This window comes from Rubritalea profundi (genome assembly GCF_002954445.1).
GTDB classification, from domain to species: domain Bacteria; phylum Verrucomicrobiota; class Verrucomicrobiia; order Verrucomicrobiales; family Akkermansiaceae; genus Rubritalea; species Rubritalea profundi.
On record NZ_MQWA01000001.1, the window covers coordinates 413,649 to 426,582 of the forward strand.

Here is a 12,934-nt window from a genome sequence, read left to right on the forward strand (position 1 = left end):
GCCCCCCGCCCCATTGACGGCACCCGTGTAGGGGTCTTTCAGCACGCCAGGCATACCTGCATAGGTTGTCTTGAGCAGTGGTTCGGCAAAGGCTTTGACGTCTGGCTTTGCTGACTTCATGACATCAGCAATGGCGCGGGTGGAGCTTGACGACGCAGAATCAACCGTGAAGGAAGCTGCTGTATCCAAAATAGCAGGCAAAACGATTTTGTAATGCTCCGGCGCTGTGGCAATCTTTGTCAGAGTGATAACCGCAGCGGTTTGAACCCAAACGCTATCGTAATCCAAAAACTGCAGCAGTCGGTCACGGTGTTTGCCAATACGCTCTGGCTTGGCCCGTTTCAGCGCTTGGATTGCATGCATCGCAACCCACCATGACTCCTCGGGATTATCCACCATCGCACCTACCAGGTCATACATTTCCGGGGTTACTTTATCCTCTGAAAAAGATCCTCCTTTGAACATCCCAGTGAGGGTTAAAAGCCCTGCATGCCGGAGTCGCGGATCGACCGACTTCAGCAGCGGAACCACTAACTCAACCCGACCACGTTTCACCACTTGATCCATCGCCATACTACGAAAGCCGTACTCGGGATGGAGGATGTATTTCAAGAGCGTTTCCTTGCTCGCTTTCGGATCAACCAGTTTTTGAATAACCCCCACTGAAGAATCTTCCTCAACTGTCTCATTCAAGAGGTCCTTCATGGTAAGCTTGACGAGATCGCCACCCAGTATGGGCTCTGGAGACTGAAATATATCATCGGCAGCATTGCCCCATGGGCGCGCTGGCAATTGATAGCTCTTGGCCCACTTACTCCGAGGTGCTCCACACATTTGCAGGTGTTTGCGAGGATAAGTGTAGGTGAGCGCAAAATAGGTGCCCCACGCTCTATTGCCTGATGCTTCTGATACCGACCGATCATATCGATCGTCCATACCGGCGATGCCTATACTACCATCAAATCGGCGCGACAGTTCCATCACCCAACGCTTGAATCCAGATAGGATCGATACGGAGTCGGTCGCTTTTCACGCATCAAGCTCACTGCTCCATGGTGCCATATTTCCCCAATGCCTCCACCGGTGTGAGCGGCGTGGAACCAATTGGTCGCGTAGAAGCTCTTCATGGCAGAGTTGTCACGTGCTTTGGCATAGACGGATGATTCACCATCAGGTGTGAGTTTTGCGGCAACTGCCATGGACATAGCCAAGCCTCCTGTCTTACCATTGTCACGGAATCCACCTTCTGGCAGCCCGTTACCGTAGGCGACATTGCCGTGCCCAGCAAAGCGATAGAACTGCTGAAGTGACCTGTTTAACATGTATTCATCCACTTCCACGCCACACAATCTGGCCATCAGCAGGAACGTCATGCAGTTCATGCCCGATGCGTGGACTTGTCCGGTTCCGGTAGAATAGGTGAACGCTGCTGGTGCTCCGCGACCACTCCAACCACCGTTGTACATGTTCACCTTGAGCTCTTCTGTCATCTGCTTGATGACCGGCAGCACGGATTTATCCCCTGTTCGTAGATAATATTCGCAGAGGCCTGGACCCTTGTAGCCTTTCTCCCAATTCATCCCTCCGATGGTTTTGATGTCTTTCATCCACTTGCGCACGACCGCAAGATCCTTCTCCTCGCCTGTGGATAGCAAGAAGATGACCGAACCCCATTTGGGCTCTGCGTCTTTGGCCAGAAGGTCGGCAAGATTTCGAACAATCTTGTCAGATTTCGGGCAATTTTCGGGCCATGTTTTGCTGTAGCCGCCCATCACTGGAATTTTAACCAGCACATTGCCAAGACCCTTGATCTTCAAATTGATTTTGCCATCCGTTGCTTCGGCTTGGGTAATGATGTCGCCAAGGATAATGCGCGGATCGATCTTTTCGAGCACGACGCCATTGATGCTCTCAATGATTTGGCCCTTCTTCAGTTTGCCCGTGGCTTCCGCCGGCGAAGCTTTCTCCACATTGTTGACCTCCATGGTCATGCCCGGCCGCTTCAAATTGATACCGATCCCGACTGGCCCAAAATTGCGTACCAACCATGATTTATTGCCGCTCCTGCCAGTGTCATTTGGGTACGGGTTAAACATCAACATACCTCCATCCTTATAATAACTAGGCGCACTCTTGGCAGCACCCTTCTTTTGGGCGACCACCGTGCCTATTCCTAATGCCAACGCGGCCAAAACAATGAGTGTGCTCATGATCCTTGAAACGTCCCATTTGATTGTATTCATTTGTTTGTTATTTTTTAAATGGCTGAGAGGTACGACCCGGATCAAAGAGCTTACTTGTGACCTTAGCGGACAGATTGGGATACTTTAGAGAAATTCTAAGATTCAAAAGCGAGGGCATTTTTTAAGAACACTGATCACATTATTCAAGATGACTAACAATTGAAGAAAAAAGAAGAGTCGAGAGATTGCCGAAGATAGGAGTTATCTCATCAACAATGAATCGTCCTGATCCAGCGACTTTCATTGTCTATCAAGCCGTAACGAAGCCAGAAAGCAAAAGTTACGGAGTGGAAGAAAACCCTGCTGAGACATGCCCCATTTCCCCCCACTCGACGGAGCCCTCAGGGATTCTAGCCCAGAAACAAATCTCTAGCACTTAGTCGATCTTTTCCCCTTGCCTGACCGTAGTCCACTCGTCACTGTCCCACCTATTCCAGCCCCAGCCCCCCTATCTCGACACTCAACCGCACCCTCAAGGACGCCACAATAAAGCAAATCCCGAGCAATCTAACCGTAAACCTATTATGAAAAAGATCCTTCTATCTCTACTTATCCTGTGCACCACCACGACGCTTCGCGCTGAAGTATCGCTTCCTAATATCATGGCCAGCCACATGGTTCTGCAACAGAAGCAGGCCGTACCAATCTGGGGCTGGGCGAATCCTGGTGAGAGCGTCACCGTCACCTTCGCCGGTCAATCCAAGACAGCGACCACCGACAAGTCGGGCAAATTTATCGTCAAGCTAGATGCAATGGCGGCCAATGCGACGCCACAGGTGCTACAGATAGGTAATGTGAAGCTGACCGATATCCTCGTTGGCGAAGTCTGGTTGTGCAGCGGCCAGTCCAACATGGAATACGGTTTTCGCGCCGAGAAGGACGTTAAGCACAGCAACGATATGGTGCGCATGTTCCATGTTCACGATCACGTTAAGAGCTCGTTCGCCATGGAGGATACAAATGGAGCATGGAACAGCTTCAAAGAGGGCAATAGCCACCGCTTCTCCGGCGTCGGCCTTTACTTCGGCATGAAGTTGCAGAAAGAACTGGGTGTGCCGATTGGTCTAATCGACTCGTCATGGGGCGGCACACCGATCGAACAGTGGATCGCAGATGAGGGCTATGCGCTCATTGGCAAGCCGCTGAAGAATCCGGACTTGGAGTCGGTGATCCAGCAGCAGGACAAGGTAATCAGTGAGGTCGAAGCGTGGCTGACGAAGGCAAAGCAGGCAAGCTCGGTTGGAAGGGTCAACCCGTTCACCGTTAAAACAACAGTTGGTGGCAAGGCGCCCAATGGCATATACAACGCCATGGTGGCACCGCTCGCTCCGTTTGCGATCAAGGGATCGATTTGGTATCAGGGTGAATCGAATCGCGGTCGTGTCGATTATTTCGATAAGCTCAAGGCGTTACAAGGCGGCTGGGCCAAGGTCTTCAACGCGCCGGAATTGCCGCTTTATATCGTTCAAATCGCACCATTTGATTACAATCGCGGCAAGCGCTCGGCAAAGGATTTAACCCTTTGCAACACTATTTGGACGGCTCAATACAAGGCGGCGGCAGAGCTCAAAAACTGTGGAATCATCCCCACTCACGACACCATTGCTGGAAACGTCAAAGATATCCACCCAAGTGACAAGAAGCCAGTTGGCGAGCGTCTTGCCGCATTGGCGCTGAGCAAAACCTACAGTAAGAAGGTCGTCTGTTCCGGTCCGGCGTTTAAGAGCGCTACGGCGAAGGGAGGTAAGGTTGTCGTTGCCTTTCAGGCTATCGACCAGGGCCTTGAAACTGCCGATGGCAAAGGCCCGACCTGGTTCGAGCTGTCTGCCGATGGTAAGAGCTTCGCCGCTGCGGACGCGACGATTGATGGCAACACGGTGATTGTGTCATCGGCGACAGTCGCTGCGCCAAAATTTGTGCGCATGGGCTGGAACGAGATAGCCATCCCGACACTGCGCGACAAGAACGGCTGGCCAGTTTTCCAGTTTTCCGCGATGCCAGTGAAGTAGCTGAACTTGACGGATGCCTTCTGGGTTTATGTTTTCGCGCCAGCCTCCGTCCCCAACCCAGGCTGGCGTTTCAAATTAGCCATCAGCTAACAAGTGCGGCCCAATCGGGTGATGAAAGTTCTAGCGGTAGTGCTCCTAAGGAGCCCCCCTATCTCGCCTATCAAGAACGACATCAAAAAAATGTATTTATTTGTCACAATATCATACCTGAACTGCAATAGTGGGTAACTCAGATACAAAAAACTATGAAATTATCTTCAAACACACTCAAGAATATTGCTATTTCAGCAGGTATAGCAGCGGCTGCGGCTGGTTCAGCTTCAGCGGAAGGCATCGAGGCTGTTAAGCCTATACGAACTATATGTAAAGCCGCTCCTATAAAGCCAGAAAGCAGGACCATTAAGGACTTTTTCACCGCTGCGGACGTCAACAAAGATGGAAAGCTTAGTGCAGAAGAATTTAACAACGCATATCGCGCGATTGTAGTTCAAGAGAAAGCGAAAGCGGCCAAAGTAAAACATCCAACACCTAGGGTTCACATAGACAATTGCCCAGGTTGTGGACTCGGTTAGTTTTCTTTTTCAATAAACTCCATGCCCCACGTCGGACTATCGTTGATGCCAGAGACTCAGTTCTTGCAGGCATCTATGCCGTTATTTGAGGCTGGCGATGTGGGGGCTGTAGAGTGGAGCTTTGATACAGGTTGGAAAAATGGAGTCAGCGAATGGCTCACTAGCTTGATTGGTACCTACTCTGAAGCAGGCCGCTTAACGGGTCATGGTGTGCACTTCTCTCTCCTTTCCGCAGACTGGACTCAGCGTCAGCAGGGTTGGCTGGAGAAATTCAAAGAAGAAGTCACCCGCCACCAATACCTTCATCACACTGAACACTTTGGTTTTATGACCGCTGGTGACTTTCACCGCAGCGCTCCCTTGCCTGTTCCACTGCTCGAAAGCACACTAAAGCTGGGACGGGAACGCTTCGCCCAACTCGCTGCTGTAGCTCCTTGTCCAATGGGCCTTGAGAATTTGGCATTGGCCCTGTCCGTTGATGACGCACTGGAACAGCACGACTTTCTTGAGAAAATAGTCTCACCCTCAAATGGATTCCTTCTGCTCGATCTTCACAACATCTACTGTCAACTTTGCAATTTTAACTTGTCTCCAGCTGAACTACTAGACAACTACCCTTTTCACCTAGTTAGAGAAATTCACGTGAGTGGCGGCTCTTGGGAACCCACGGCTAGCTCGAAGGAACCTATCCGCAGGGACACACACGATGAGGATGTGCCAGCTGAGGTCTTTAGTCTGCTTGACTATGTGCTGCCACGTTGCCCAAACCTAGAAGTAGTATTTCTCGAAAGACTTGGTAACACCCTACATGAGCACCAATTCGTCAGCTTTCGTAAAGACTTCCACACTCTTAAATCAATCGTAGCCAATGGATAAAGCCTACATCGACAAAACTCTTGCGGCTTCACAGCGGGAGATGGTCGAAATTTTTTCTAAATGCACCACAACTGATGAGATCCGGCATCACATTGAACACTCGGCGATTCAACCAGAGCTGAAATCCTGGCTTCTCAGCTGCAACCCAGAGATGCTGGAAACAGCCGCCAGTTTAGTCACTAAGTGGGGATCGACAGACTCTGCAGATGGTGTAGGACAGTAGACCACCATCATCGACAACGCACGCCATCCTACTTATCCATTCACCTCCATCGTATGAATCTCCGCAAACCATCTCTTGCCCTCATCCTCGCTTTGCTCGCTAGCTCGTTCCTAGCTCACGCAGCAAAGCAGCCCAACATCGTCTTCATCTTCGCCGACGACCTCGGTTGGTCAGACACCACGCTCTACGGCCATACGAAGCTCTACAAAACGCCCAACATTGAAAACCTCGCAAATCGCGGTCTTACTTTCAATCGCGCCTACACCGCCAGTCCGTTGTGTTCGCCCACCCGCTCGGCAACGCTCACTGGCCTGAGCCCCGCCCGCACAGGTCTCACTGCCCCCACCTGCCACCTACCCAAGGTCATTCTCAATGCCAGCGTCCCCAAGGCAGGCAACCCCAGCTTTCCCTACTTGAAGACGGTATCCGTCACCCGGATGGACACGAAACATCCAACGCTCTCGAAATCACTCAAAGCAGCCGGCTATACCACGGGCCACTTCGGCAAATGGCATCTCGGCCCCGAGCCCTACTCACCACTTGAGCATGGATTTGATGTCGACATCCCACACTGGCCAGGCCCAGGCCCAGCCGGCAGTTTTGTCGCACCTTGGAAATTTAAAAACTTCGATCACGACCCGGGAATGCCGAAACAGCACATCGAAGATCGCATGGCCAAAGAAGCGGTGAAGTGGATGGAAAAAAACAAAGACCGCCCATTTTTTCTCAACTACTGGATGTTCAGCGTCCACGCCCCCTTCGATGCAAAGGAGCAGCTGATCAACAAATACCGCAAAAACATTGACCCCAAAGACCCACAGCACAGCCCGACATACGCCGCGATGATCGAGAGCATGGACGACGCTGTCGGCACGCTGATGGCGGCCCTCAATCGCCTCGGCATCCGCGAAAACACGATCGTCATTTTCACCTCCGACAACGGTGGCAACATGTATGACAAAGTAGACAACACCACCCCGACCAGTAATGCTCCTTTACGCGGCGGCAAAGCAACGATGTTCGAAGGCGGCACCCGAGTTCCCTGCGTGATCGAATGGCCGGGCATCACCAAGGCTGGCGCTCGCAGCAACGCACTGATCCAAAGCGAAGATTTCTATCCAACCTTCCTCAACGCCCTCGGCCTCAAAGCCGCACCTGGACAAATCTTTGATGGTATCGACATCACCCCCGCCCTCCGTGGCAAGCCACTCATGCGCAATGCAATTTTCCAATACTTTCCTCACTCCCCACCTATTGTCCCTGACTGGCTACCACCGTCGGTTTCGGTGCATCGTGGCGACTGGAAGCTGATCCGTCTTTTCCATGCCACCAAGAAAGGCGGCCACCGCTACCTGTTGTTCGATCTAAAAAATGACATCGGTGAAAAAACCAACCTCGCCAGCCAAAAGCCGAAGCTTGTGCAAGAACTTGATGGCTTGATCGAAAGCTTCCTCAAACGCACCAATGCGGTGGTGCCCGCAGCGAACCCGAATTTCGTCCCGTCCAAATACCGGCCCGAGCTGGAAGGTGTCCCGAAAAAGAAGAAGGCCAAGAAGAAGGGCTAATGATTATCACACTACACGACAATTTTTCAGACAGAATTACCAGAATTTCTCAAAATTGTCAAAATGGGTATCTGATGCATCAAAGCTCATCATACCAGAGTCAATAACCACTCTCTCCCATGGAGTGCTGGGCCTTGACGCGCGCGGTGGCAGGACCACCGGAACATAACCACTCCCCTAACTCTCAGACCACACAATCAGCAACAGGCTTCATCCTATCAGTCGGAACACTGAAAACTTGCACACTTGAAACTCCCGCCCCATGTGTCAAGCCACAGCCTCACCAGAGCTGCGTCGAGCCTCAGCACTCCAATATTCTTTTGATACAGAATCATCAAAACCCCTCAGAATCACTCCAATTGGTTACTGATTCGAAAACTCATCATTCTGATGATCTGGAGTGCGTGTGGCTCGACACCGCTCAGAGGCTGGGGCGATTAGATGAAAAAAGCTCACCAGCGTAGATGCATGGTGAGCTTATTGAGTGATAAATTATCGAGCGAAGACTACTTCGCTTGAAGCAGTTCTCTGATGCTTGGGAATGTTCCTGCAGCAAGTGCTTTCTCGGCGGCTGGGAAGATCGCTCCTAGTTGCTGCTTCATTTGTGGGTTCTCCACTTTCTCGAGATAAACTTTTGCGGCAGCGAGGTCTTTTTTTGCTGCGTCGGTGTTGCCAGCAAGGAAGTTGAGCCGTGCGCTCATGAGTTTTTTGTGCAATTGCTCAGGAGCTGGTGCGTCGGCAGGAGTTGCTTCTATGCTGGCAAGAGCTGCTACAGCGTATTCCTTTGCGCCTTCTCCAGCTTTCATGCCGAGTGCTGCATACTGATCGAGATCTGAGACCGTAATTGGTGAGTCTTTCTTACTGAGGAGCCCTTTACGGCTTTCAGTGAGTGACTTCCAATCGCCTTTTTCAGAGATAGCGGTGACCTGAAGCTGAAGTTTAGCTGGGTTGTTGTCGTCGAGAGTTTTTGCGAGGGCTAGAATGCCGTCCCAATCTTTCTTTTGGAACAGAGGCATGAACTTAGCGCTTAAGGCAGCTTCTTCTTTTGCTGCAGCTTCTTTCTTTTTAGCTTCTGCAGCCGCGTCGTATTTACCCGCAAGCATGTCTTCGATACTAGAATCTTTTAACTGGGATGGGTGACCCGAGTAGAGGATTTCACCATCCTTGATGAGAAATGCGTGTGGAATGCCCTTTACCCCAGCTGGCTTGAGCCAGTTAGTGGCAAAATCAGCTTTGCTACCACCTGAGAAAGCAACACGGTAGGACATGGCGGCTCCTTGTTTCTTGAGGAATTCTGTTGGAGCTTCGATCTTGTCTTCCCATACGTTCATTCCGACAACGACGAGGCCTTTGTCCGCGTACTTCTTGTGGAGGTCATTGACGTGTGGAATGATGGCAACACATGGGCCACACCAAGTTGCCCAAAGCTCGAGCATGTAGACCTTGCCCTTTTCGTCAAAGCTCTTCACCGCATCGCCTTGAAGCCATGTGATGCCTTTAAGTTCTGGGACTTTGTCTCCCACAGAAAGTGTGGCAGCAGCTGCTGCTTGCTCTTGAGCCACTACTGCAGATGCTGAACTGAGTAGGGCGGAAGTCGTTAGAGTAGCTGTGGCTACTGCAGCGAAAACTCGCTGGAATTTTTGTTTCATAGTGGAAGTAAGTTAGTGAACATTGCTGACTCTGCAACAAAATGTTTGAGCAATTTAAGCTGAGTCGAATCGGTTATTTTACGGCATCGATGGCTTGGCCGATAAACTCAAGAATCTCTTTGCGTCCTTGGCCGTTAGGTGAGGCGCTGATGTAGGTTCGCGGTGGAGCATCGCACCATTCCAGCATCTCCTTATGGAAGGCATCGACGTTACGCTTCACTGCGCCTGGTTTCATTTTGTCAGCTTTGGTGAAGACCAAGACGAAGGGGACTTCTGTCTCCATCATCCACTTGGTGAATTCCAAATCAATTTTCTGTGGTGTGTGGCGTGAGTCAATCAGAGCGAAGACACAGGCGAGGTTGCTGCGGTTGGCTAGGTAGTCTGAAACAAACTCGTTGAACTTATCTTGCTTCTTACCTGAAACTTTCGCGAATCCGTAGCCTGGGAGGTCAACGAGGTGCCACGCATTATTGATGCGGAAAAAGTTGATCATCTGGGTGCGACCCGGAGTTTTCGACACGTCGGCGAGCGCTTTGCGCTGGTTTACAAGCGAGTTGATGAGCGACGACTTCCCGACATTTGATCGACCAATGAAGGCGAACTCAGGAAATTCTGGGTCTGGACACTTCTCTAGTTCAAGGGCGCTCGTCTGATAGGACGCATTGTGAATCTGCATGACCAAGTTCTTGCCAAATAATTTACAATGATCCGAGACAAAGTTTTATTTACTGCGGGGAGTGTGTGTTAGCGACAGGTAATTCGAGTGAGGTGATATCTGAAATCTGGAATTATTAGCACGCGTATCACTCGTATTACTATGAGTTTGCATTTTCTCAGGCTGTACCGTGAGGACGTTTTTGAGGAGACCAGAAAGGTGATGCAAGGGAGGGGGCGGCTTAGTCGAGACCTGCAATGTTTTCACGGATATGGACGCGGGCAGCGGAGGCCTTGCCGACCCGCTTGATGGCGAGGACGAAGGCTGCGGTGCGGAGGTCGGTTGAATAATGGGCGGCGGCTTCGATGACGTCGTTTGTCGAGCGCGTCATCACCTTGTGGAGTTCCTGGTTGACCCTCTCTCGATCCCAGCGGAATTGTTGGATGTTCTGAACCCACTCGAAATAGCTCGCAGTAACGCCACCAGCATTGGCTAGGATGTCGGGAATGATCGTCACGCCTCGTTCGGTGAGTTGGCTGCTGGCGTCGGCACTGGTTGGTCCGTTGGCACCTTCCACGATGTAGTTGGCCCGCACTTCATCGACGTTGTCCTGGTTGATGACGTTTTCGAGGGCGGCGGGGACGAAGACATCGCAGTCGAAGGTTGCTATGAGGGTGCCGTCGAAGGCGTCGCCGCCCTCGAAGCCGGCGATCCCACCGTGCGATTTCGACCAGTCGATGAGTTTTGCTATATCGAGTCCTGTATCTCGGCTGGTGCCGCCCGTGTGGTCGGCGACCGCGACGATGATCGCCCCAGCGTCGGCCATGAGTCGGGCGGCGTGGCTGCCCACATTGCCAAACCCCTGGACGGCAACTTTCATCCCCTTCAATTCGCGGCCCTGCTGCCGCAGGACTTCTTGTAAGACATACAGCACACCGCGCCCGGTGGCGTCTTCGCGGCCCTCGGAGCCGAAGAGGTGAAGGGGTTTTCCGGTCACCACGCCCGGAGAAAATCCGTAGTGGCGGGAATATTCATCCATGATCCAGCCCATAATTTCGGCATTGGTGTTCACGTCTGGGGCGGGGATGTCGATGGTGGGCCCGATGACCTCCTTGATGCGGCCGACGAAACTGCGAGTGATGGCACTGAGTTCGCTGGTACTTAGGGCGCGCGGATCGCAGTTGATGCCTCCTTTGGCGCCTCCGAATGGAATGTCCACCACGGCGGTTTTCCAGGTCATCAGGCTGGCAAGGGCAGTGGCATGTTCCTCGTCCATGCTCGGGTGGTAGCGAAGTCCGCCTTTCATCGGGCCGCGGGCATTGTTGTGTTGCACGCGGAACCCCATGTGGTGCATAAGATTACCGTCATCGCTCTCGGTGATTATCTCCACCTTCACGATGCGGCGCGGGGTGAGGAGAATCTTGCGGATACAGTCGGAGAGGTCGAGGATGTCGGCTGCCTTTTGGAAGAATTGGTGGACGTCTTGGAGCATGGGATAGGAGAGTTCGCGATTGAGTAGTCCTACTCTTTACAAGAAGATGTACGAAAAGGGGAGGGAAAAAGGCTTTTTGACGATAAGACCCTGAGGGTGTTGGAACCGTGGGCGACGATCCAGTGGAGTTCGTTATACGATTGGAATCGATTTGTGAACTGGGTGAAAAGTCCTTCTTTTTTCACCGGGGGGTGGTTGTTATCGGGCATAGCGACGAGGTCGTTAATGCGTGACTAAGTTTACCCATCCTTTGAGTTGAGTAGAATGGCTGAAGTGACATTTTTTGAGGATGTGCTTTCTATTGATTGAGCTATGAAGGATAAGTCTTGGACTTGAATATGGCAGGAACATCAGAGGATCACGTTGTCGTGATTGGGAGCAGCATTGCAGGACTGCTGAGTGCGGCTGCGATGTCGCCGTATTATTCAAAGGTCATTTTGGTGGATAATGATACTTTCGGTGGAGAGGGAACGGTGCGGAAAGCGACTCCTCAGGGGCACCATGTGCACGGCTTGTTGAGTTCCGGCTGGACGGCATTGCAGAAATTACTTCCCGGTGTGGAACTCAGGCTCAAGCAAATGGGGGCCGAGTGGGTTCATTTTGGTAAGGAATTTAGGTGGCATCACTTTGGTAAATTTAAAGCAAATTTCGAGGATCTGATGGAAGGGCCTTTCATGAGCAGAACTTGTTTGGAAGAAGCAGTGCGCGCAGAAGTGACGGCGCTTGGCAATGTGGAATTTCTTAGTGACGCAGTGGTTGGATTTATCGGTGATAGTTTCGAGATAAGTGGAGTTCGGCTGGCCTCAGGTAAGGAACTGAATGCGGCTAGGGTGGTAGATGCCTCAGGGCGAGCATCACGCTGTCCACAGTGGTTAGAAGAAATTGGAGGAAAGGTGCCACGGGTTCAGACTTTGGCTGCGGGCTTACGTTATAGTTCTTGTCGGTTCAAAGTTGCTGCAGACCATGGTACCGAGAAGTGGAAGGCATTATTTGTGATTCCTAAACCACCAGAGACGATGTCAGGAGCTGTGTTTCCTCAGGAAGATGGTAACTGGCTCGTGACACTGGCAGGGCGAAAGAAGGATACAATGCCCACTAATCAAGAGGAGTTTTTAGAGTATGCAAAGCAACTGGGCTGCCCAGATGTCTATGAAGCAATAAAAGATGCCGAGCCACTGAGTGCGCTAGCGCATTACCGATTTAAAGAGAGTAGAAGGTATTTTTACGAAAAGAGTTCTATGCCTAAAAACTTGTTAGCCATTGGGGATTCAGTTTGCAGCTTCAACCCTATTTTTGGGCAAGGAATGACGGTTTGCATTCTGGAGGCTCTTAAAATGTCTGAGCTGATAGAGCGTGGGGAGTGCGCCTCGCAGAGTTATTTTAAATCGATCTCAGGTATAGTGAGCCATGCGTGGGAAATGATCACAGTGGAGGATATGCGCTACCCTGAGCTGCATTCTCAGAGATCTCTTAAAATCAAATTGATGCAACAGCTGACACAGAGAGTGTACGAGAAAACGTCAGAGGATGGAGAGCTCAATAAGATGCTCTACGAGGTGATCCACTTTAAGCGGCCCGCTACTGATTTGTGTAAGCCATGGGCTTTGTTCCGTCTCTTGTAGATTGAAAAAAAGCCCAAGCCCTGAGATG

The 12,934-nt window shown here is 51.4% G+C and carries 11 protein-coding genes; 6 read left to right on the forward strand and 5 right to left on the reverse strand.

Annotated features, from left to right (window positions below):
• Window positions 1-981, reverse strand: a 981-nt coding sequence (locus tag BSZ32_RS20480; protein ID WP_165788582.1) for a HEAT repeat domain-containing protein, incomplete at its 3' end; no start/stop codon positions are given.
• A complete protein-coding gene (locus BSZ32_RS20485; RefSeq protein WP_206018694.1) occupies window positions 981-2,210 on the reverse strand; it encodes a DUF6288 domain-containing protein in 1,230 nt (409 codons plus the stop codon). The genes BSZ32_RS20480 and BSZ32_RS20485, both read right to left, overlap by 1 nt.
• Before the next feature lie 557 nt (window positions 2,211-2,767).
• On the opposite strand from BSZ32_RS20485, the gene BSZ32_RS01865 reads away from it, so the two are divergent.
• From BSZ32_RS01865 to BSZ32_RS01885, 5 genes are all read left to right on the forward strand, one after another.
• Entirely contained in the window at window positions 2,768-4,252 is a 1,485-nt protein-coding gene (locus BSZ32_RS01865) for a sialate O-acetylesterase (RefSeq protein ID WP_105041842.1), read from the forward strand.
• Window positions 4,253-4,497: 245 nt separating this feature from the next.
• Window positions 4,498-4,824 carry an EF-hand domain-containing protein gene (locus tag BSZ32_RS01870; RefSeq protein ID WP_105041843.1) on the forward strand — a complete coding sequence of 109 codons (327 nt, stop codon included), beginning with the start codon at window positions 4,498-4,500 and terminating at the stop codon, window positions 4,822-4,824.
• 21 nt (window positions 4,825-4,845) lie between these two features.
• Complete coding sequence (locus BSZ32_RS01875; protein ID WP_105041844.1) at window positions 4,846-5,700, forward strand: multinuclear nonheme iron-dependent oxidase; 855 nt, start codon at window positions 4,846-4,848, stop codon at window positions 5,698-5,700.
• A complete protein-coding gene (locus BSZ32_RS01880) occupies window positions 5,693-5,923 on the forward strand; it encodes a hypothetical protein (protein WP_105041845.1) in 231 nt (76 codons plus the stop codon). Before BSZ32_RS01875 ends, BSZ32_RS01880 begins: the two co-directional genes overlap by 8 nt.
• 53 nt (window positions 5,924-5,976) lie before the next feature.
• Window positions 5,977-7,488 carry a sulfatase gene (locus tag BSZ32_RS01885; RefSeq protein WP_105041846.1) on the forward strand — a complete coding sequence of 504 codons (1,512 nt, stop codon included), beginning with the start codon at window positions 5,977-5,979 and terminating at the stop codon, window positions 7,486-7,488.
• Between the two features lie 506 nt (window positions 7,489-7,994).
• On the opposite strand, the gene BSZ32_RS01890 is transcribed toward BSZ32_RS01885, so the two are convergent.
• The 3 genes from BSZ32_RS01890 to BSZ32_RS01900 form a co-directional block, all read right to left on the reverse strand.
• Complete coding sequence (locus tag BSZ32_RS01890) at window positions 7,995-9,137, reverse strand: TlpA disulfide reductase family protein (protein ID WP_105041847.1); 1,143 nt, start codon at window positions 9,135-9,137, stop codon at window positions 7,995-7,997.
• 73 nt (window positions 9,138-9,210) lie between these two features.
• Window positions 9,211-9,813: a ribosome biogenesis GTP-binding protein YihA/YsxC gene (yihA, locus tag BSZ32_RS01895; RefSeq protein ID WP_105041848.1), complete on the reverse strand. Its 603-nt coding sequence runs from the start codon at window positions 9,811-9,813 to the stop codon at window positions 9,211-9,213.
• A gap of 220 nt (window positions 9,814-10,033) precedes the next feature.
• On the reverse strand, window positions 10,034-11,284 hold the full coding sequence (locus tag BSZ32_RS01900; RefSeq protein ID WP_105041849.1) for a Glu/Leu/Phe/Val family dehydrogenase: 1,251 nt from the start codon (window positions 11,282-11,284) through the stop codon (window positions 10,034-10,036).
• 338 nt (window positions 11,285-11,622) lie between these two features.
• On the opposite strand from BSZ32_RS01900, the gene BSZ32_RS01905 reads away from it, so the two are divergent.
• On the forward strand, window positions 11,623-12,906 hold the full coding sequence (locus BSZ32_RS01905; RefSeq protein ID WP_105041850.1) for an FAD-dependent oxidoreductase: 1,284 nt from the start codon (window positions 11,623-11,625) through the stop codon (window positions 12,904-12,906).
• Window positions 12,907-12,934 lie beyond the last annotated feature (28 nt).

Coding starts and splice junctions, on each gene's coding strand:
- yihA (WP_105041848.1), bottom strand. CDS start 9,813: ATGCAGATTCACAATGCGTCCTATCAGACGAGCGCCCTTGAACTAGAG.
- BSZ32_RS01885 (WP_105041846.1), top strand. CDS start 5,977: ATGAATCTCCGCAAACCATCTCTTGCCCTCATCCTCGCTTTGCTCGCT.
- BSZ32_RS20485 (WP_206018694.1), bottom strand. CDS start 2,210: ATGAGCACACTCATTGTTTTGGCCGCGTTGGCATTAGGAATAGGCACG.
- BSZ32_RS01880 (WP_105041845.1), top strand. CDS start 5,693: ATGGATAAAGCCTACATCGACAAAACTCTTGCGGCTTCACAGCGGGAG.
- BSZ32_RS01900 (WP_105041849.1), bottom strand. CDS start 11,284: ATGCTCCAAGACGTCCACCAATTCTTCCAAAAGGCAGCCGACATCCTC.
- BSZ32_RS01870 (WP_105041843.1), top strand. CDS start 4,498: ATGAAATTATCTTCAAACACACTCAAGAATATTGCTATTTCAGCAGGT.
- BSZ32_RS01905 (WP_105041850.1), top strand. CDS start 11,623: ATGGCAGGAACATCAGAGGATCACGTTGTCGTGATTGGGAGCAGCATT.
- BSZ32_RS01890 (WP_105041847.1), bottom strand. CDS start 9,137: ATGAAACAAAAATTCCAGCGAGTTTTCGCTGCAGTAGCCACAGCTACT.
- BSZ32_RS01865 (WP_105041842.1), top strand. CDS start 2,768: ATGAAAAAGATCCTTCTATCTCTACTTATCCTGTGCACCACCACGACG.
- BSZ32_RS01875 (WP_105041844.1), top strand. CDS start 4,846: ATGCCCCACGTCGGACTATCGTTGATGCCAGAGACTCAGTTCTTGCAG.